16 protein-coding genes are annotated in these 18,699 nt (G+C 70.1%); 11 read left to right on the top strand and 5 right to left on the bottom strand.

The features are described from left to right. Positions 1 to 37 precede the first annotated feature (37 nt). Entirely contained in the window at positions 38 to 1,426 is a 1,389-nt protein-coding gene (locus tag KXD96_RS18600) for a class II 3-deoxy-7-phosphoheptulonate synthase (protein ID WP_260738619.1), read from the top strand. Between the two features lie 80 nt (positions 1,427 to 1,506). Here the strand turns inward: KXD96_RS18600 and KXD96_RS18595 are convergent, their stop codons facing one another. Next, the gene (locus tag KXD96_RS18595) at positions 1,507 to 2,700 is read right to left on the bottom strand and encodes a protein kinase domain-containing protein (RefSeq protein WP_260738617.1); all 1,194 of its coding nucleotides are present in this window, start codon (positions 2,698 to 2,700) and stop codon (positions 1,507 to 1,509) included. A 79-nt stretch (positions 2,701 to 2,779) separates the two neighbouring features. On the opposite strand from KXD96_RS18595, the gene KXD96_RS18590 reads away from it, so the two are divergent. Next, positions 2,780 to 3,184, top strand: a complete 405-nt coding sequence (locus KXD96_RS18590; RefSeq protein ID WP_260738615.1) for an Rv2175c family DNA-binding protein — start codon at positions 2,780 to 2,782, stop codon at positions 3,182 to 3,184. Here KXD96_RS18590 and KXD96_RS18585 read toward each other — a convergent pair. Beyond that, the gene (locus KXD96_RS18585) at positions 3,178 to 4,719 is read right to left on the bottom strand and encodes an alpha-(1->6)-mannopyranosyltransferase A (RefSeq protein ID WP_260738613.1); all 1,542 of its coding nucleotides are present in this window, start codon (positions 4,717 to 4,719) and stop codon (positions 3,178 to 3,180) included. The genes KXD96_RS18590 and KXD96_RS18585 overlap by 7 nt on opposite strands. A gap of 4 nt (positions 4,720 to 4,723) precedes the next feature. Then, positions 4,724 to 5,773: a bifunctional (2E,6E)-farnesyl/geranyl diphosphate synthase gene (idsA2, locus tag KXD96_RS18580; protein ID WP_260738611.1), complete on the bottom strand. Its 1,050-nt coding sequence runs from the start codon at positions 5,771 to 5,773 to the stop codon at positions 4,724 to 4,726. A 288-nt stretch (positions 5,774 to 6,061) separates the two neighbouring features. On the opposite strand from idsA2, the gene KXD96_RS18575 reads away from it, so the two are divergent. Then, positions 6,062 to 6,958 (top strand): mycobacterial-type methylenetetrahydrofolate reductase, encoded by an 897-nt coding sequence (locus tag KXD96_RS18575; protein WP_260738610.1) that lies wholly within the window; start codon positions 6,062 to 6,064, stop codon positions 6,956 to 6,958. Here the strand turns inward: KXD96_RS18575 and KXD96_RS18570 are convergent. Both KXD96_RS18570 and KXD96_RS18565 read right to left on the bottom strand, forming a co-directional pair. Further along, a complete protein-coding gene (locus KXD96_RS18570) occupies positions 6,955 to 7,602 on the bottom strand; it encodes an LppM family (lipo)protein (protein ID WP_260745440.1) in 648 nt (215 codons plus the stop codon). The two genes, KXD96_RS18575 and KXD96_RS18570, sit on opposite strands and share 4 nt — an antisense overlap. A 128-nt stretch (positions 7,603 to 7,730) precedes the next feature. Next, positions 7,731 to 8,339, bottom strand: a complete 609-nt coding sequence (locus KXD96_RS18565) for an N-acetyltransferase (protein ID WP_260738607.1) — start codon at positions 8,337 to 8,339, stop codon at positions 7,731 to 7,733. 338 nt (positions 8,340 to 8,677) lie between these two features. Between KXD96_RS18565 and KXD96_RS18560 the strand changes: the two genes are divergently transcribed. The 8 genes from KXD96_RS18560 to mraY all read left to right on the top strand — a co-directional run bounded on the left by KXD96_RS18560 (position 8,678) and on the right by mraY (position 18,699). Continuing rightward, positions 8,678 to 9,079 (top strand): DUF3040 domain-containing protein, encoded by a 402-nt coding sequence (locus KXD96_RS18560; RefSeq protein ID WP_260738604.1) that lies wholly within the window; start codon positions 8,678 to 8,680, stop codon positions 9,077 to 9,079. 419 nt (positions 9,080 to 9,498) lie between these two features. After that, positions 9,499 to 9,930 (top strand): division/cell wall cluster transcriptional repressor MraZ, encoded by a 432-nt coding sequence (gene mraZ, locus KXD96_RS18555; RefSeq protein WP_007170790.1) that lies wholly within the window; start codon positions 9,499 to 9,501, stop codon positions 9,928 to 9,930. Beyond that, on the top strand, positions 9,905 to 11,095 hold the full coding sequence (gene rsmH / locus KXD96_RS18550) for a 16S rRNA (cytosine(1402)-N(4))-methyltransferase RsmH (protein ID WP_260738590.1): 1,191 nt from the start codon (positions 9,905 to 9,907) through the stop codon (positions 11,093 to 11,095). Before mraZ ends, rsmH begins: the two co-directional genes overlap by 26 nt. After that, complete coding sequence (locus KXD96_RS18545) at positions 11,092 to 12,270, top strand: hypothetical protein (protein WP_260738588.1); 1,179 nt, start codon at positions 11,092 to 11,094, stop codon at positions 12,268 to 12,270. Before rsmH ends, KXD96_RS18545 begins: the two co-directional genes overlap by 4 nt. Further along, entirely contained in the window at positions 12,267 to 14,342 is a 2,076-nt protein-coding gene (locus KXD96_RS18540; protein WP_260738586.1) for a penicillin-binding protein 2, read from the top strand. Before KXD96_RS18545 ends, KXD96_RS18540 begins: the two co-directional genes overlap by 4 nt. 198 nt (positions 14,343 to 14,540) lie before the next feature. Next, a complete protein-coding gene (locus KXD96_RS18535) occupies positions 14,541 to 16,076 on the top strand; it encodes a UDP-N-acetylmuramoyl-L-alanyl-D-glutamate--2,6-diaminopimelate ligase (protein WP_260738584.1) in 1,536 nt (511 codons plus the stop codon). Beyond that, complete coding sequence (murF, locus tag KXD96_RS18530) at positions 16,073 to 17,623, top strand: UDP-N-acetylmuramoyl-tripeptide--D-alanyl-D-alanine ligase (protein WP_260738581.1); 1,551 nt, start codon at positions 16,073 to 16,075, stop codon at positions 17,621 to 17,623. The genes KXD96_RS18535 and murF overlap by 4 nt, the downstream gene beginning before the upstream one ends. Further along, the gene (mraY, locus tag KXD96_RS18525; RefSeq protein ID WP_260738580.1) at positions 17,620 to 18,699 is read left to right on the top strand and encodes a phospho-N-acetylmuramoyl-pentapeptide-transferase; all 1,080 of its coding nucleotides are present in this window, start codon (positions 17,620 to 17,622) and stop codon (positions 18,697 to 18,699) included. The genes murF and mraY overlap by 4 nt, the downstream gene beginning before the upstream one ends.

The following is an 18,699-nucleotide window of genomic DNA, read 5'->3' as shown; positions in this document are numbered from 1 at the left end:
TGATCAGTCACCGTCGCGGCCCGGTTACCATGGACCGATGAACTGGACCGTCGACATCCCGATCGACCAGCTGCCGCCGCTGCCCCCGCTGCCGAACGATCTGCGGGTACGGCTGGACGCCGCGCTGGCCAAGCCGGCCGCTCAGCAACCCAGCTGGCCGGCCGACGAGGCGGCGGCGATGCGCACGGTCCTCGAGAGCGTGCCGCCGGTGACGGTGCCCTCGGAGATCCTCCGGCTGCAGGAGCAGCTGGCCCAGGTCGCCAAGGGCGAGGCGTTCCTGCTGCAGGGCGGCGACTGCGCCGAGACGTTCACCGACAACACCGAGCCCCACATCCGGGGCAATATCCGCGCCCTGCTGCAGATGGCCGTGGTGCTGACCTACGGCGCCAGCATGCCGGTGGTCAAGGTGGCCCGCATCGCCGGCCAGTACGCCAAGCCGCGGTCGGCCGACATCGACGCGCTGGGGTTGCGGTCCTACCGCGGCGACATGATCAACGGCTTCGCCCCGGATGCCGCCGCGCGTGAGCACGACCCGTCGCGGCTGGTGCGCGCCTACGCCAACGCCAGTGCGGCGATGAACCTGGTGCGGGCGCTGACGTCCTCGGGGCTGGCGTCACTGCACCTGGTCCACGACTGGAACCGGGAATTCGTCCGGACGTCGCCGGCCGGAGCGCGGTACGAGGCGTTGGCCACCGAAATCGACCGGGCTCTGCGGTTCATGAGCGCCTGCGGCGTGGCCGACCGCAACCTGCAAACCGCCGAGATCTACGCCAGCCACGAGGCTTTGGTGCTCGACTACGAGCGGGCCATGCTGCGCCTGTCCGACGTCGAAGGCGGGGAGCCGCAGCTCTACGACCTGTCGGCGCACACCGTCTGGATCGGCGAGCGCACCCGCCAGCTCGACGGCGCGCACATCGCGTTCGCGGAGGTGATCGCCAACCCGATCGGCGTGAAGTTGGGGCCCACGATGACCCCGGAACTGGCCGTCGAATACGTGGAACGGCTCGACCCGCACAACAGGCCCGGCCGGTTGACACTGGTGAGCCGGATGGGCAACAACAAAGTGCGCGATCTGCTGCCGCCCATCGTGGAGAAGGTCCAGGCCACCGGCCACCAGGTGATTTGGCAGTGCGACCCCATGCACGGCAACACCCACGAGTCGTCCAACGGGTACAAGACCCGGCATTTCGACCGCGTCGTCGACGAGGTACAGGGCTTCTTCGAGGTGCACCGCGCGCTGGGCACCCACCCGGGTGGCATCCACGTCGAGATCACCGGCGAGGACGTCACGGAATGTCTCGGTGGGGCGCAAGACATTTCGGACCTGGACCTGGCGGGGCGGTACGAGACGGCGTGCGACCCGCGGCTGAACACCCAGCAGTCGCTGGAGCTGGCGTTCCTGGTCGCCGAGATGCTGCGCGACTAGGCAGGCTGGGCCGAGCGCCCGTGTTTGTACCGCGACACGCCGGTACGGCTGTGCATTTGCGGACGCTCGCGGCAGAACAGTCAGAGCAGCCCGTTCAGGTTAGCCCCGATCGTCCACGCCGCCGTGGCGACCATCCCGGTGAGCGCCAGCACCAGCGCCACCCAGATCAGCACCATGCGCCGGCCGCGCTGGCGGGCGAACGCGAATTCGCTGATCGGAATGCCCGCGAATTCCCCTGTCACGGGCTGGTATTCGTAGTCGTCGGGTTCGTCGTCGGACTGCGGCGGGCGCCGCGGCTCCTGCCAGTCCTCGGGACCGCGGGTCAACTGGCGGGTGGGGTGGCGCTGGTTCATGCGGCTGTGCTGTAGGGCCGCCGACCGGTGCTGCGCGGAGTTGCGCGGCGCGGGAACCCGAAAGTGCGGCAGCGCAAGCTCTTCGGCGATCGCGTCGAGTTCGGCGCCCATCTCGATCGCGTCGGCGTACCGTGCGGCGGGGTCGCGCGCGGTCGCGCGCCGCACGAACTCGTCGAACTGTGGGGGCACACCATCGATCGCCGCACTGGGCGGTGGCACATCGGTGTCCAGTCGTTGGTAGGCGAGCGCCAACGGCGAGTCGCCGGTGAACGGGGTGCGCCCGGTCAGCAATTCGTAGGTGAGGATCCCGGCGGAGTACACATCGCTGCGGGGACTGGCGTCGCCGTCGCGCACCTGCTCGGGCGACAGGTAGGCCGCGGTTCCCAAAATGACGCTGGTGGAGGTGATTCCCGCCGCCGCCACGGCACGGACCAAGCCGAAATCGGCGATCTTGACGTCACCCTCGTCGGAGATCAGCACGTTCTCGGGTTTGACGTCGCGGTGGACCAGACCGGCGCGGTGCGCCGCTGCGAGCCCGCCCAGCACCGGGTGCAGCACCGCGGCCACGGCATAGGGCGGCATCGGCCCGCGCTCGGCCAGCAGCTCGCGCAGCGTGCCACCCTCGATCAGCTCCATCACCAAGAAGGGGTGCCGGGCGTCCAGGCCCTGGTCGTACACCGCTACCAGCCCCGGGTCCTTGAGCCGTGCGACCGTGCGGGCCTCGCGCTGGAACCGGGTCAGGAACTGGTCGTCGCCGGCGTACCGGGAATCCATCACCTTCACCGCTACCGGGCGGTCGAGCCGCGTGTCGAGCCCTCGGTACACCGTCGACGTGCCGCCGCTGGCGATCTTGGCCTGCACCAGGTAACGGCCGTCCAGCAATGCGCTGTCCAAGGGGTCTACCGTCCCGGGTTCGGCCACGGGGCCATCGTAGGTGCGGCCACCTGATTGGGCGGCCGAACATCGGTTCAATCCGCGTGACAAGGCCTACACTTGCGCCGTGAGCAGTGTTCCTGCCGGCGACGATGTTCTGGATCCCGACGAGCCCACCTACGACCTGCCGCGGGTCGCCGAATTGCTCCGGGTTTCGGTCAGCAAGGTGCAGCAGCAACTCCGGGAAGGCCACCTGGTTGCGGTGAAGCGGGACGGCGGCCTGGTGGTGCCGCAGGTGTTCTTCACCAAGCACGGTGAGGTGGTCAAGAGCCTGCCGGGACTGTTGACGATCCTGCACGACGGCGGCTACCACGACACCGAGATCATGCGGTGGTTGTTCACCCCCGATCCGTCGCTGACGATCACCCACGACGGCAGCCGGGATGCCATCAGCAACGCCCGCCCCGTCGACGCCCTGCACGCGCACCAGGCCCGCGAAGTCGTGCGGCGGGCGCAGGCCATGGCCTACTGAGCGGCGAGCTCCGGTTCGGCGTTCCGCGCGTCGGGCGCGCGGTGCACGCTGTACCAGGCGACCAGCGCGCAGGCGGTGGCCAGCGAAAAATGCAGCCACGAGTACATCCCGTGCGAGCCATCGGGTTTGAAGATCACCATCACCCACGTCGACAGGCCGGCGATGATCGCGATCGCCCGTCGTGACTGCTCCAGCGGCGCGACCACCGCCAGCGGCCACGAGTAGTACCACGGTAGCGCCGCGGGCACGAACAACACCACCACGAGCATCGAGAACGCGATGCCGGTCAGCGCGCCCCGGTCGTCGCGGCGGAACCGCCACCACAACAGCGGTAGCGACACCGCGATGATCGCGATCCCGACCAAGCGGGTGAGGCGCAGCATGGGATAGAAGTGCACCAAGAAGAACCCGCTGAAGACGGCGTGGATGAGGTTGGCGGCCGCGGTCGGCACCGTCAGCCAGTTGATGATCTTCACCGACCCGGCCAGTGCCGTCAGCCATCCCAGGCCCACCCCGGCCACGGCCGACAGGATGCCGAACACGACGGCGAAGACCAGTAGCGACATCGCTGTGGCCGCGGCGAACGCCCAGGCCGGCCGGTATCCGCGGCGGTCGCGCAAATGCCGCGTCCACACCCACACCATGAACGGCAGGGCGATTCCGGCGGTGGCCTTGACCGCGATTGCCACCGTGATCAGCATCGTGCCCGACACGTGGCGCCCGGCGAAACTCAGCGCGATGCCGGCGGCCATCAAGCCCACCATGAGCATCTCGTTGTGCACCCCACCCATCAGGTGGATGAGCACCAGCGGGTTGAGAACACAGATCCACAGGGCCGTCGCAGGGTCGGCGCCCAGGTGGCGGGCCAGGCGGGGCGTGGCCCAGATCAAGAGCGCCAGGCCGGGCAGCATGCACAGCCGCAGCAGCATGGTTCCGGCCACCACGTTGTTGCCGACGATCATGGTGACGAACTTGGCCACCAGGATGAACGCGGGACCGTACGGCGCGGTGGTGATCGTCCAAATGGGACTTACGTTGTCCAGCAGGATGTTCGGGTTGGCGACCGGACCCACCGCGTAAGGGTCGAAGCCGTCGCGCAGCAGGGCCCCCTGGGCCAGATACGAATAGGTGTCCCGGCTGAAGACGGGCACCGAGACCAGCAGCGGCGCCAGCCAGAAGCCGGTGGTGGCCTTCATCGTGTACTCGGTCAGTCCGCCGGCCAGCACGCGTCGGCCCAGGGCCACCCACGCGATAAGCATGAGGCCCACGCCCGTCCACAACACCACCGACGACAACACCAGGCCGTGACCAAAACGCAGCCAGGACATGTGGATCGACTCCAGCAGCGGGTCGTGTTGCCGGGTGCTGCCCGCGCCCAGGCCGCCCACAGCGATCAGCACCGAGCCGAGCATGCCCAGCTTCGCCGGCCGGGACTCCGCGGCGGTGGCGAACGCGCGTAGCCGCGAAAGCTGCCCGCCGCCAAATGGTTTGGTTGCCGACGAGTCGGACGGCGGGGTGTGCGTCGGAGTCGTCATCGGTTCAGGCGGACCGGTCGGTGGCCATTCTGGCCAGCTCGGAGAGCCCCGCTTTTGCCGCCGCGTTGATGGGGGCGGCCTCCAGCGCCGCGAGGGCCCGCTGGGTCAGCTCGGCGATGCGCCGCTCCGCCGCGGCCAGGGCGCCCACCGACTCGATGACCTCGCGCACCCGGTCCACTTCCGCGTCGGTTAGCTGCGCCCCGATCGAATCGCGTAACAGGTTGGCCGCCAACGGATCTGACCTATCCGCTAACTCCACCGCCTCGGCCAGCAGCACGGTGCGCTTGCCGGATCGCAAGTCGTCACCCGACGGCTTGCCGGTCACCGCCGGATCCCCGAACACGCCCAGCACATCGTCACGGAGCTGGAACGCCACCCCGAGGTCCGTCCCGAATCGGCCGAAGACGTCCTGCACGTCGGGTCGGTCGGCGGCGGCCGCCGCCCCCAGCTGCAACGGTCGCGCCACGGTGTAACAGGCGGTCTTGTAGGTGTCGACGTTCATCGCCGACGCGATCGACTCGGTGGCGCTGGCTTCGGCGACGATGTCCAGGTATTGACCACCCAGCACCTCGGTGCGGATCTCGGCCCACACCCGCCGGACGCGCCGCGCGGCCGCGGGCGACAGCTCCGCGCGAAACACGATGTCGTCGGCCCAGGACAGCGCAAGGTCGCCGAGCAGGATGGCGGCCGACATGCCGAACCGCTCCGGCGAGCCGCGCCATTGCCTGTTGCGGTGCAGGTCGGCGAACTGGACATGCGCGGTCGGCCGCCCGCGGCGGGTGGAGGAGTCGTCGATCACGTCGTCATGCACCAGCGCGCAGGCGTGCAGCAGCTCCAGCGCGGAAAACAGCAGCAGCGCTTCGGAATCGGGTTCCCCGGCCGCTACCGCGCGCCAACCCCAGTAGGCGAAGGCGGGCCGCAGCCGTTTGCCCCCGTTGAGCACGAACTCTTCCAGGGCGGCGACCAGGGCCTCGTAGTCGTCGCCGATGTAGGCGGTGTCGGCGCGCCGGTCGTGCAGATACCGCCGAAGTCGATCGGTTATCGCGCCGGTCAACTCGACGGTTGCCGCTACTGCTGCGGGTGCTTTTGAGCTCAGCGCGGCGCCCCTTTCTGCTCGACGTGAATGGTGTGTGGCGGGCCCGACCAGTGTATTCGGCGCGGCGTCTTGGATCTTTCCGACGTGGCGCGGCGGGTGACAGTGAGTGCGCCGGCTGCCTCGCTGTTCCGCCGCAAGCGGGCGCGACCCCCACGCATATGCTGGCGGGGGTGTCGGGGCCGCCCGCTGCTGTGTGCGGCCGGGGAGACGCCCCAAGCCACTCGTCGTCGGATGGAGACAAGCCGCGTGACACTCAACACCATTGCGCTCGAGCTGGTGCCGCCGAACGCCGACGACGGCCGGCAGCGGGCGCTCGAGGACGCGCGAAAGGTGGTGCGGTACTCGGCGGAATCCGGTCTGGCCGGCCAACTCCGGCACGTGATGATCCCGGGGATCATCGCCGAGGACGACGACCGCCCCATCGCGATGAAACCCAAGCTGGACGTGCTGGACTTCTGGTCGATCGTCAAGCCCGAGCTGGCGGGAATCCGCGGCCTGTGCACGCAGGTCACCGCCTTCTCCGACGAGGCGACGCTGCGCCGCCGGCTGACCGACCTGCGCGCCGCCGGGATGGAGGGCGTGGTCTTCGTCGGCGTCCCGCGCACGATGAACGACGGGGAAGGCTCGGGCGTCGCGCCGACCGACGCCCTGTCGATCTATCGCGAGCTGGTGCCCAACCGCGGCGTGATCCTGATTCCCACCCGCGAAGGGGAACACGGGCGGTTCAAATTCAAGTGCGAGCAGGGCGCGACCTACGGCATGACGCAGCTGTTGTACTCCGACGCGATCGTGGGCTTCCTCCGTGAATTCGCCGGCAACACCGATCACCGGCCGGAGATCCTGCTGTCGTTCGGCTTCGTCCCGAAGATGGAGAGCCGGGTCGGCCTGATCAACTGGCTGATTCAGGACCCGGGTAACGCCGCGGTGGCCGCGGAGCAGGAGTTCGTCAAGCGGTTGGCCGGCAGCGAACCGCCCGAGAAGCGCCGACTGATGGTCGACCTGTACAAACGCGTGATCGACGGGGTGGCCGAGCTCGGCTTCCCGCTGAGCATCCACCTCGAGGCGACGTACGGGGTGTCGGCGCCGGCCTTCCAGACGTTCGCGGAGATGCTGGCGTACTGGTCACCCGCCCGGCGCGGCTAGCTCGGCGGCTGGTCGCCGGGTGCGCTGAACCGCGGGGAACGATCGCGGTTCATCCACGCCAGCAGCGCGACCACACCGGCCGCCGCGAAGGACGCGATGCCCAGCCACACGCCCGCCCCGGTGAAGGACCGCGTGTTCGGGTCGGTGTAGCGGGCCTCGGCGGTCATGGTGCTCACCACGCCCGGTTTGAGCTTCCAGGACACTACCGTGGACTCGACCCGGTCGCCGTTGGTTGAGGTCACCACGCCGGGGAAGGCGACGGTCAGCTCGACCTCGGCTTCGGAATCGGTCAGCGAGGTCAGGTCCGCGCGGCCCTCGAGGATCACCAGGTTGCCGTTGCGGCGCAGCGACACATTCACGCCCTGCGCGTCGGAGTTCATGTTGGCCAGCTGCGGCAACTCGGCGAACGTCAGGTCCGAGAACACCGCCTGGGACCCCACGTAGCCGTCGCTGTCGTAGTTGGACACCGCCACCTTCTGGCTGAACGGCAAGTTGTTGCTGTCCAGCTGGGGGCCGGTGTCCTTGGGCGTCTTGGGTTTGGAGGCGGCGACGATCTCGCCGGACACCAGGTCATCGGGCGAGATGGTCAGCGAGGCCCTGACCCGCAGGCACCCGGTGGCCAGCGGCACCAGCATGAGCAGCATCGCGATGGCCACCAGCCGGCGCCGCCGAGCGGTGAATCCGCGGGTGCGGGGCGAGGGAGGGCTGGCGCGCACCAGGTCATCGTGCCAGATCCGGCGCGCCGCTTGGACGGCTCTGCCCGGGCCGGCGGTCACAGCGGCAGCTTGCGGCCCAGGATCGCGAATGCCCGTGGGTCGCCTGCGAAGTGGTAGCGGCGGATGACGTCGGTGAAACCCAGCCGGCGGTACAACCGCCAGGCCCGGTTCGGCTCGCCGTCGGTCTCCGGTGTGGACAGCAGGACATTCTCTTCGGCCCGACCGGCCAGGAGCCGCCGGGCCAGCGCCTCGCCGAGGCCGCGCCCCTGCGCGCGGGGGTGGATGTGCAACTCGGTCAACTCGAAGTAACTGTTCATCAGGCCGGCGATGTCCTGGGGCGGCAGGCCGCCGCGTTGCAGGCCGAGGACGACCTGCTGCTGCCACCACTGCCCGGGTGCCCCGGGGTAGCCGTAGGCGACGCCGAGCAACGGGGCGTTGCTCAGTTTGGCGGCCGACGGCATCGGCCCGTCCGCGCCTTCGTCCAGCTCGACGTCCACGACGCCCACCCCTTGCCACCCGCGCCGGTGGATGTGCTCGAGCCACATCGGGGCGCGCTGGTTTTCGGTGCCGCGCGGGTACCGCATCGCGTCGACATACACCTTCAGGGCGTCGCCGAGACGGCGCTCCATATCGGTGGGCGGCAGATCGATGAGGAATATCGCCAACTCGCGGTGTCCTCCTCATCCTCTGACTCATCCGGTGATCGGGTGCTTCGGCCGGCCGCCCGCCCGGCCGGCGTGGCCATCGCCATTATCGGACTCTGGGGGCGTTGTTCGACGGGCGGTCGCGGCAACGACCCGGCGGACCACCACGGTCGGGGAAGCCGGTTGTAGCGCACGGCCGTTCCGGATCCGGTGGGTGCCGGGCCGCGGCCGGGATACAATCGCCACCGAACCAGTGGTATGGCGCAGATTGACCTCGTATCATTTCAATTAGTTGCCCCCACAACGGGCATCCGCGTGCTATCGATAGTTACGCGCCAACTGTCGGCAAGGAGGGACGAATGCCACTCTCCGATCATGAGCAGCGGATGCTCGATCAGATCGAGAGCGCTCTCTACGCCGAAGACCCCAAGTTCGCGTCGAGCGTTCGAGGCGGAGGGTTGCGTGCACCCACCGCGCGCCGCCGCCTGCAGGGCGCGGCGCTGTTCGTCATCGGCCTCGCGATGCTGGTTTCCGGAGTGGCGTTCAAGGCCACCATGATCGGAAACTTCCCGATTCTTAGCGTCTTCGGATTCATCGTGATGTTCGGCGGCGTGGTGTTTGCTATCACCGGTCCGCGGTTGTCCGGACGGCCCGACCGCCCCGGATCGGCGCCCGGGTCGTTGCGCCAGCGCCGCAACAAGGGCGGAGGCTCGTTCACCAGTCGCATGGAAGACCGGTTCCGCCGCCGCTTCGACGACTAACCGCTTCGAGGACTAATTGGGGGTAGCCATCGGCTGCCCCCCTTTTTCATGCCCGCACCGGCGGCGCCATCGTCACAGACGCACCCGGCTCGGCTGGCGATGGCCGGGCCGGTCGATGCCGTTTTGACGCGAAATCGAGCCCTAACGGTGCTTCGCCGCAGGCGCCGGTCCCCACAGCGCCCCACTTGGAGCCCCACTCGGCCCCACCAGACCCTGTATATGGCGCTGAACTGCGCTTTTCCCTCTCCCGTAGCCGTGGTCGGCCTGACCCGCCAAACCATCATTTCCCGGCGTGCCCGGCTATAGGTGGCGGATAACCCGAAAAACTCCGCCGCGACACTCTCGCAATGGGGCAAAGTGGGGGATTGTGGGGTATGGTGGCTGCAGTGTTTGGGTGATCCCGAGAGGGAGGTGAGCTGGTGTTTCTCGGCACCTACACGCCCAAACTCGACGACAAGGGGCGGCTGACGTTGCCGGCCAAATTCCGTGACGCGCTGGCAGGGGGGTTGATGGTCACCAAGAGCCAGGACCACAGCCTCGCCGTCTACCCGCGGGGGGAATTCGAGCAGCTCGCACGCCGTGCGAGCAAGGCCTCACGGAGCAACCCTGACGCCCGCGCCTTCCTGCGCAACCTCGCCGCCGGCACGGACGAGCAGCATCCCGACGCGCAGGGGCGCATCACGTTGTCGGCCGACCACCGGCGCTACGCGAACCTCTCCAAGGACTGCGTGGTGATCGGAGCGGTCGACTACCTCGAAATCTGGGATGCGCAGGCCTGGCAGGACTACCAGCAGACCCACGAAGAGAACTTCTCCGCGGCCAGCGATGAAGCACTCGGCGACATCATCTGAGGCGCATGCCCGTGCAACGTGGCCTCTGCCCGAACCGACCCTGGCGTACTTCCCCAACGCCAGGTTCGTGCCTTCGGACAGGGACCTCGATGCAAGGGTGTCGGCCCTCCGGGCCGCCGAGGGGTCACGGGCTTGCCGCCCGAACCGGGGAGGTGTTGCGGTGGCTGACGATTCAGGCGACTTCGGGCATGTGCCCGTCCTGCTGGACCGCTGCGTCGAACTGCTCACCCCCGCCCTGACCCGGCACCACGCCGACGGTTCGGGTGCAATCCTGCTCGACGCCACCCTCGGGGCGGGCGGGCACGCCGAACGGTTCCTCGCCGAGCTGCCGGGGCTCCGGCTGATCGGACTCGACCGCGATCCCAGCGCGCTGGAAATCGCCCGGGCCCGGCTGGCGCGATTCGCCGACCGGGTCACGCTGGTGCACACCCGCTACGACGGCCTCGCCGCGGCGCTGGCCGAATCCGGTTACGGCACAGTCGGATCGGTCGATGGGATGCTGTTCGACCTCGGGGTGTCGTCCATGCAGCTCGACCGCACCGAGCGCGGCTTCTCCTACGCCCAGGACGCGCCGCTGGACATGCGGATGGATCCGGAGTCACCGCTGACCGCGGCCGACATCGTCAACACCTACGACGAAGCTGCGCTGGCGGACATCCTGCACCGCTACGGCGAGGAGCGGTTCGCGCGCCGCATCGCCGCGCAGATCGTGCGGCGGCGCGCCCGCGCCCCCTTCACCTCGACCGCGGAGCTGGTAGCCCTGCTCTACCAAGCGATTCCGGCCCCGGCCCGGCGCGCCGGGGGGCATCCGGCCAAGCGCACCTTCCAGGCCCTGCGGATCGCGGTCAACGACGAACTGAACTCGTTGCGCAGCGCGATCCCGGCCGGGCTCGACGCGCTCGCGGTCGGCGGACGCATGGTGGTGCTGGCCTATCAATCGCTGGAAGACCGGATCGTCAAACGGTTGTTCGCCGACGCGGTCGCTTCCCACACACCGGTGGATCTGCCGGTCGAGCTTCCCGGCCACGAGCCGCGATTCCGGTCGCTGACGCATGGCGCCGAACGTGCGGACGCCGCCGAGATCGAACGCAATCCGCGCAGCGCCGCCGTGCGACTGCGAGCTGTGCAACGGGTTAGGCAGGCAACCGGAAAGGGCGGCGCATGAAAGCAAAGCGGGAGACGCCGAATCGCCGCGGAGGACGCGACGGTTCCGTCCGGCGGAGCCGGCGCCCGGTGGCTGACGCCGGCGCGGCGCGGCGCGCCCGGCCCGGGCGGAGCGCGGCGCCCACCCGCGAGAGCCGCGCGCCCAAGTCCGGACCGCAAACCAGCCCCGTCGCCCGGCCGACCGAACGGCCGGCACGGCCCAAGAGCACGAGTCAGGCCAAGGCGCGGGCCAAGGCGCGGAAAGCCAAAGCCCCCAAGGTTGTTCGTCCTCGCCTGAGCGAACGGCTGGCGGCCCGGCTGGCGTCGATCGACCTGCGCCCCCGCACGCTGGCGAGCAAGGTTCCGTTCGTCGTGCTGGTCATCGGCGCGCTCGGCCTCGGCCTGGGCCTCACGCTGTGGTTGTCCACCGATTCCGCCGAGCGCTCCTACAAGTTGAGCCACGCCCGCGAGAAGACCCGGCTGCTGCAGCAGCAGAAGGAGGCGCTGGAACGCGATGTGCGCGAGGCGGAATCCGCTCCGGCGCTGGCGGAGGCGGCCCGCAAGCAGGGCATGATCCCGACGCGGGACACCGCGCACCTGGTTCAGGATCCGTCCGGGAACTGGGTGGTGGTCGGGACGCCCAAGCCGGCTGACGGTGTGCCGCCGCCGCCGTTGAACAGTAAGCTCCCCGAACCGGGTCCGCCGGTGCCCCCGGCGCCGCCGGCGCCTATCGCGGAGGTCCCAATCCGGGTGCAACCCGACCCGGTGGCGCCCGCGCCGGCCAGGTCCGGGCCCGAGGCGCTGCTGCGGGCACCGGACGGAGCGTCGACGCTCGGCGGCCAACACCTGGGACGGACCGGACCTCAGCCTCCGGGCATGCCGGGTGTACCGGGGGCGCCGGTCACCGGCCCCGCTCCGGGTGCGGCGCCGGCGCCGCGTGTGCCGGTGCCGGGGCTGCCCGCGCCTGCGGCGCCCGCGCTCGCTCCGGCGCCCGCCGAGGTGCCGATCCCGTTGGGCGGCTTGCCCGTTCCGCCGCCCGGACAGGTGCCCGCAACGCTGCCCGCCGAGGTGCCGGTTCCGGTGCAGCGGGACCCGGCGGCTCCCCAGCCTGTTGCCCCCGCCGTGCCCGCCGCCCCGGTGCTCGCGCCGCTGCCGGTGGCGCCGGGCCCCGCCGCGACGCCGGGTGCGGTCCGGTGAGCCGCGGCGACTCCATGCGCTCCCACCGGTCGCAGCCGACGCGCGGTCCCCGTAGAGCGCAGGAAGCCAAAGGGGTTCGCCAGCCGAAGCGGCGCGCGAAACAACAGCAAGCCAAGGACGTCCGGGAACCGAAGCGATTCCGGAAAGCCAAGGAGGCCAAGGACGCCAAGGACGCCAAGAAAGGGCGGCCCGCCGACCGGCCGGACGCGGTGGCGACCGGGCACTCGGCACGGCAGCGGCGCACCCGGCAGCTCATGCAGGCGGGCACCCGCGGCGCGTCGTTCGTCTTCCGGCATCGGGCCGGCAATGCGGCCATCGGGGCCTTGATCGTGGTGGCCGCCGCCCAGTTGTTCGTCCTGCAGGTGACTAACGCGCCCACGCTGCGCGCGCAGGCCGCGGGCCAGCTCAAGGTGACCGACGTCGAAAAGGCGGTGCGCGGCAGCATCGTCGACCGCAACAAGGATCAGCTGGCGTTCACCATCGAGTCGCGCGCGCTGACATTCCAGCCCAAGCGGATTCGCAAGCAACTCGACGAGGCCAAGGCCAAGAACTCGGCCGCGCCCGATACCCAGCAGCGGCTGCGGGACATCGCCAAGGAGGTCGCCACCCGGCTGGGCAACAAGCCGGACTCCGCGACCGTGTTGAAGAAGCTGCAAAGCGACGAGACCTTCGTCTATCTGGCGCGCGCCGTCGACCCCGCCGTCGCCGGCGCGATCTCCGACAAGTACCCCGAAGTCGGTTCGGAGCGACAGGATCTGCGGCAGTACCCCGGCGGGTCGTTGGCGGCCAACGTCGTCGGCGGCATCGACTGGGACGGTCATGGGCTGCTGGGGCTGGAGGAGTCCCTGGACTCGGTGCTGTCCGGTACCGACGGCTCGGTCACCTACGATCGCGGCTCCGACGGCGTGGTCATCCCCGGCAGCTACCGCAACCGGCACCGGGCGGTCAACGGTTCGACGGTCCAGCTGACCCTCGACGACGACATCCAGTTCTATGTGCAGCAGCAGGTCCAGCAGGCCAAGAATCTGTCGGGCGCGCACAATGTTTCGGCCGTGGTGCTCGACTCGAAGACCGGCGAAGTGCTGGCCATGGCCAACGACAACACCTTTGACCCGTCCCAGGACATCGGGCGTCAGGGCGACAAACAGCTGGGCAACCTGGCGGTGTCCTCTCCGTTCGAGCCGGGCTCGGTGAACAAGGTCATCACCGCGTCCTCGGTGATCGAATACGGTCTGTCCAACCCCGACGAGGTGCTGCAGGTGCCCGGGTCGATCCAGATGGGCGGGGTGTCCATCCACGACGCGTGGGACCACGGCGTCATGCCCTACACCACCACCGGCGTGTTCGGAAAGTCCTCCAACGTCGGCACTTTGATGCTCGCCCAGCGCGTCGGCCCGGAGCGCTTCTACGACATGGTGCGCAAATTCGGGCTCGGGCAGCGCACCAACGTGGGCCTGCCCGGTGAGAGCGCCGGGCTGGTGCCGCCGATCGACCAATGGTCGGGCAGCACCTTCTCCAACCTGCCAATCGGGCAAGGCCTTTCGATGACGCTCCTGCAGATGGCCGGCATGTACCAGACCATCGCCAACGACGGGGTGCGGATACCGCCGCGGATCGTCAAGGCCACCATCGCGCCCGACGGCACCCGGACCGAAGAACCGCGTCCCGAAGGCGTGCGGGTGGTGTCGGCGCAGACGGCCCAGACCGTGCGCAACATGCTGCGCGCCGTGGTGCAACGCGACCCGATGGGCTACCAGCAGGGCACCGGTCCGGCCGCCGCGGTGACGGGCTACCAGATGGCCGGCAAGACGGGCACCGCGCAGCAGATCAACCCGGCGTGCGGCTGTTACTTCGACAACGTCTACTGGATCACCTTCGCCGGCATGGCCACCGTCGACAACCCGCGCTACGTCGTCGGCATCATGATGGACAACCCCGATCGCAACGCGGACGGTACGCCGGGCCACTCGGCGGCCCCGCTGTTCCACAACATCGCCGGCTGGCTCATGCAGCGCGAGAACGTGCCGCTCTCGCCGGACCCCGGCCCGCCGCTGACGTTGCAGGCCACCTAGCGGGGCCCACGCGGGCCGTCGACTGTGCGGTGACGGCTTTGCGTGTGCGTTCAAGGCGGAATCAGGGCCCTTATCGCGCCCTCGACGCACACTGAAAGCCCTCGACGCACACTCAATTGACGAGCGCACCTGGGTGGCAGGTGCGTCTCGGTAGGGTGTCATGGCCGATCATGAGGACCACGCGCGTGGACGGGAGGTTTGTCGGTGCCCACTGGTTTGCGGCCAAGCGTCGGGGCGGGCACGCGCCTGCCCGCGCTGGCGACCCAGGTCGGGGCGGTGCTGGCGCACGGGGGCGCGGCGGTGCCCGACGTGGCCGTCACCGGCGTGACGCTGCGCGCCCAGGACGTGCAGCCCGGCGACTTGTTCGCCGCGCTGCCGGGCTCGTCGACGCACGGGGCCCGCTACGTGGCGGAGGCGGTCCAACGCGGCGCCGTCGCGGTCCTCACCGATGCCGCCGGGGTCGCGGCGATGGGTGCTTCGGCCTCGGCCGTGCCGACGCTGGTGCACCCGGCGCCGCGCAGCGTGCTTGGCGCCCTGGCCGCGACCGTGTACGGGAACCCGTCGGAGCGCACCACGGTCGTCGGCATCACCGGAACGTCGGGCAAGACCACCACGACTTATCTGGTCGAATCCGGGCTGCGCGCCGCCGGCCGGAAAGCCGGGCTGATCGGCACCATCGGCATCCGCATCGACGGCGCCGACGTTCCGAGCGCGCTGACCACGCCGGAGGCCCCCGCGCTGCAGGCCATGTTCGCGGCGATGGCCGAGCGCGGGGTGGACACCGTCGTCATGGAGGTGTCCAGCCACGCGCTGGCGCTGGGCCGGGTGGACGGCACCAGATTCGCGGTGGGCGGCTTCACCAACCTCTCGCGCGACCACCTCGACTTTCACCCCACCATGGCCGACTACTTCGAGGCCAAGGCGCAGCTGTTCGATCCCGCGTCGGCGCTGCGGGCCCGCCGGGTCGTGGTCTGCATCGACGACGACGCCGGGCGCGCCATGGCCGAAAGGGCCGGTGACGCGATCACCGTCAGCGCCGCCGGCCGGCCCGCGCACTGGCGCGCCATGGACGTGACCCCGTTGGGCGCCGGGGGACAGCAGTTCACCGCAATCGACCCCGCCGGCGTGCGCCACCGGGTCGGCGTCCGGCTGGCGGGGCATTACAACGTCGCCAATTGCCTTGTCGCGCTGGCCATTCTCGACGCGGTGGGAGTGTCGCCGGAGCAGGCGGCGCCGGGACTGCTGGAGACCCGGGTCCCGGGCCGCATGGAAGAGATCGACTGTGGCCAGGATTTCCTCGCGCTGGTCGACTACGCCCACAAGCCGGGCGCGCTGCGGGCGGTGCTGACCGCCCTGGCGCGACCGGGTCGCCGGCTGGCGGTGGTGTTCGGCGCCGGTGGCGAGCGCGACCCGGGCAAGCGGGCGCCGATGGGCGCGACCGCGGCCGAGCTGGCCGACCTGGTCGTCGTCACCGACGACAACCCCCGCGGCGAGGATCCGGCCGCCATTCGCCGAGAGATCCTGGCCGGTGCGGCCGAAAGTGGCGGTGCGGCCGAGGTTGTCGAGATCGGCGACCGGCGAGCGGCGATCGAACACGCGGTCGCCTGGGCCGGCGCGGGCGACGTCGTCCTGGTCGCGGGCAAGGGGCATGAGACCGGTCAGCGCGGGGCGGAAAAGGTCCGCCCGTTCGACGATCGGGTCGAGCTGGCCCGGGCGCTCAAGGCGCGGTCATGATCGACCTGACCGTCGCGCAGATCGCCGAGATCGTGGGCGGCACGCTGGCCGACATCTCGCCGCAGGCCGCCGCCGAGCTCCGCGTCACCGGCACCGTCGAATTCGACTCGCGCGCCGTCGGTCCCGGCGGGCTGTTCCTGGCGCTGCCGGGGGCCCACGCCGACGGGCACGACTACGCGCGCGCGGCGGCGGCGGCCGGCGCGGTCGCCGTGCTGGCCGCCCGGCCGGTCGGGGTGCCCGCCATCGTGGTGCCCCCGGAACCGGGGACTGGTCGCGCCGACGCCGGCCTGGCCGGGGTGCTCGAAAACGACACCGACGGCTCGGGCGCGGCGGTGCTGGCCGCGCTGGCGAAGCTGGCCAAGGCGGTGGCCGCGGAGCTGGTGGCGGGCGGGCTGACCATCATCGGCATCACCGGCTCGTCAGGGAAGACGTCGACCAAAGACCTGGTGGCCGCCGTGCTCGAGCCGCTGGGCGCGGTGGTGGCCCCGCCCGGGTCGTTCAACAACGAGCTGGGACACCCCTGGACGGTGTTGCGCGCGACGCGGCGCACCGACTACTTGGTCCTCGAGATGTCGGCCCGCCATCCCGGCAACATCGCCGCGCTGGCAAGGATCGCGCCGCCGGCGATCGGGGTGGTCCTCAACGTCGGCACCGCCCACCTGGGCGAGTTCGGCTCACGGGAAGCCATCGCACGCACCAAATCCGAACTGCCCCAATCTGTTCCGTCCTCCGGTGTGGTCATCCTCAACTGCGACGACCCGGCCGTGGCGGCCATGGCCCGTGTCACCGCGGCGAGGGTGGTGCGGGTCAGCCGGTCCAGCCATACCGATTCGGGCCCCAGCGACGTCTGGGCGGACGGAGTGTCGCTGGACGAACTGGCCAGGCCGCGCTTTACCCTGCACGCGATGGACAGCGCGGTCGCGGTTGAGCTCGGGGTGTTCGGCGACCATCAGGTCACCAACGCGCTGTGCGCCGCCGCGGTCGCGCTGCAATGCGGCGCCACCGTCGGCCAGGTCGGCGCCGCGCTCGCGCAGGCGGGACCGGTGTCGCAGCACCGGATGCAGGTGACCACCCGGGCGGACGGGGTCACGGTGATCGACGACGCCTACAACGCCAACCCCGACTCGATGCGGGCCGGACTGCAGGCGCTGGCCTGGATCGCCCACGGCCCCGAGAAGCGCAGGAGCTGGGCGGTGCTGGGCGAAATGGCCGAGCTCGGCGAGGACGCGGTAGCCGAACACGATCGCATCGGCCGGCTGGCGGTGCGCTTAGATGTGTCTCGACTCGTCGTCGTGGGAAGTGGGAGGTCAATGAGCGCCATGCACCACGGAGCGGTCATGGAGGGCTCGTGGGGCTCGTGGGGCGACATAGGGGCCGATAGAGGGGTCGATAGAGGGGCCGTCAAGGTGGCCGACGCCGACGCCGCCCTGGCGCTGTTGCGGGCCGAGCTGCGGCCCGGCGACGTGGTGCTGGTCAAGGCCTCCAACGCGGCCGGGCTGGGGGCGCTGGCCGACGCGCTGGCCACGGGCGGGGGGACGGCCTCGTGAGGCAGATCCTCATCGCCGTGGCGGTCGCGCTCGCGGTGTCAATCCTGTTGACGCCGGCGCTGATCCGCTTGTTCACCCGGCAGGGTTTCGGCCATCACACCCGCGACGACGGCCCGCCCAGCCACCACACCAAACGCGGCACGCCGTCGATGGGCGGGGTGGCCATCCTGGCCGGCATCTGGGCCGGATACCTGGGCACGCACCTGGTCGGGCTGGCGTTCGACGGGGAGGGTGTCTCGGCGTCCGGGCTGCTGGTGTTGGCTCTGGCCACCGTGCTCGGTGCCGTCGGCTTCCTCGATGACCTGATCAAGATCCGCCGGTCGCGCAACCTCGGGCTGAACAAGACGGCCAAGACCGTCGGGCAGGTCGCCGCGGCGGTGCTGTTCGGGGCGCTGGTGTTGCAGTTCCGCAATGGCAGCGGATTGACGCCGGCCAGCTCGGACCTGTCCTACGTGCGCGAGATCGCCACCGTCACTTTTGCTCCCGGGCTGTTCGTGTTGTTCTGCGTGGTGGTCGTCAGCGCCTGGTCCAACGCGGTCAATTTCACCGACGGCCTGGACGGGCTGGCGGCCGGGTGCATGGCGATGGTGACCGCCGCGTACGTCTTGATCACCTTCTGGCAGTACCGCAACGCCTGCGTCACCGCCCCGGGCCTGGGCTGCTACAACGTGCGCGACCCGCTGGACCTGGCGCTCGTCGCGGCCGCCACCGCGGGCGCCTGCATCGGCTTTCTGTGGTGGAATGCCGCTCCGGCAAAGATTTTCATGGGTGACACGGGATCGCTGGCGCTGGGCGGCATCATCGCGGGCCTGTCGGTCACCAGCCGCACCGAGATCCTCGCCGTCGTGCTGGGGTCGCTGTTCGTCGCCGAGGTCACCTCGGTGGTGCTGCAGATCCTGGCGTTTCGCACCACCGGGCGCCGGGTGTTCCGGATGGCGCCGTTCCACCACCATTTCGAATTGGCCGGCTGGGCCGAGACAACGGTGATCATCCGCTTCTGGCTGCTCACGGCCATCACCTGCGGGCTGGGCGTGGCCCTTTTCTACGGTGAGTGGCTGGCCGCGATCGGTGCCTGA

It is taken from the genome of Mycobacterium sp. SMC-2 (assembly GCF_025263485.1).
Taxonomy (GTDB): domain Bacteria; phylum Actinomycetota; class Actinomycetes; order Mycobacteriales; family Mycobacteriaceae; genus Mycobacterium.
Note: the sequence above shows the minus strand (reverse complement) of the source record. Positions and strands in the feature narration are given on the sequence as shown.

What these genes read in the sequence shown, in the direction of transcription:
- KXD96_RS18600 (WP_260738619.1), top strand. Translation starts at nt 38, where the DNA reads ATGAACTGGACCGTCGACATCCCGATCGACCAGCTGCCGCCGCTGCCC.
- KXD96_RS18545 (WP_260738588.1), top strand. Translation starts at nt 11,092, where the DNA reads ATGAAAGCAAAGCGGGAGACGCCGAATCGCCGCGGAGGACGCGACGGT.
- KXD96_RS18585 (WP_260738613.1), bottom strand. Translation starts at nt 4,719, where the DNA reads ATGACGACTCCGACGCACACCCCGCCGTCCGACTCGTCGGCAACCAAA.
- rsmH (WP_260738590.1), top strand. Translation starts at nt 9,905, where the DNA reads ATGAAGCACTCGGCGACATCATCTGAGGCGCATGCCCGTGCAACGTGG.
- murF (WP_260738581.1), top strand. Translation starts at nt 16,073, where the DNA reads ATGATCGACCTGACCGTCGCGCAGATCGCCGAGATCGTGGGCGGCACG.
- KXD96_RS18560 (WP_260738604.1), top strand. Translation starts at nt 8,678, where the DNA reads ATGCCACTCTCCGATCATGAGCAGCGGATGCTCGATCAGATCGAGAGC.
- KXD96_RS18570 (WP_260745440.1), bottom strand. Translation starts at nt 7,602, where the DNA reads ATGCTGCTCATGCTGGTGCCGCTGGCCACCGGGTGCCTGCGGGTCAGG.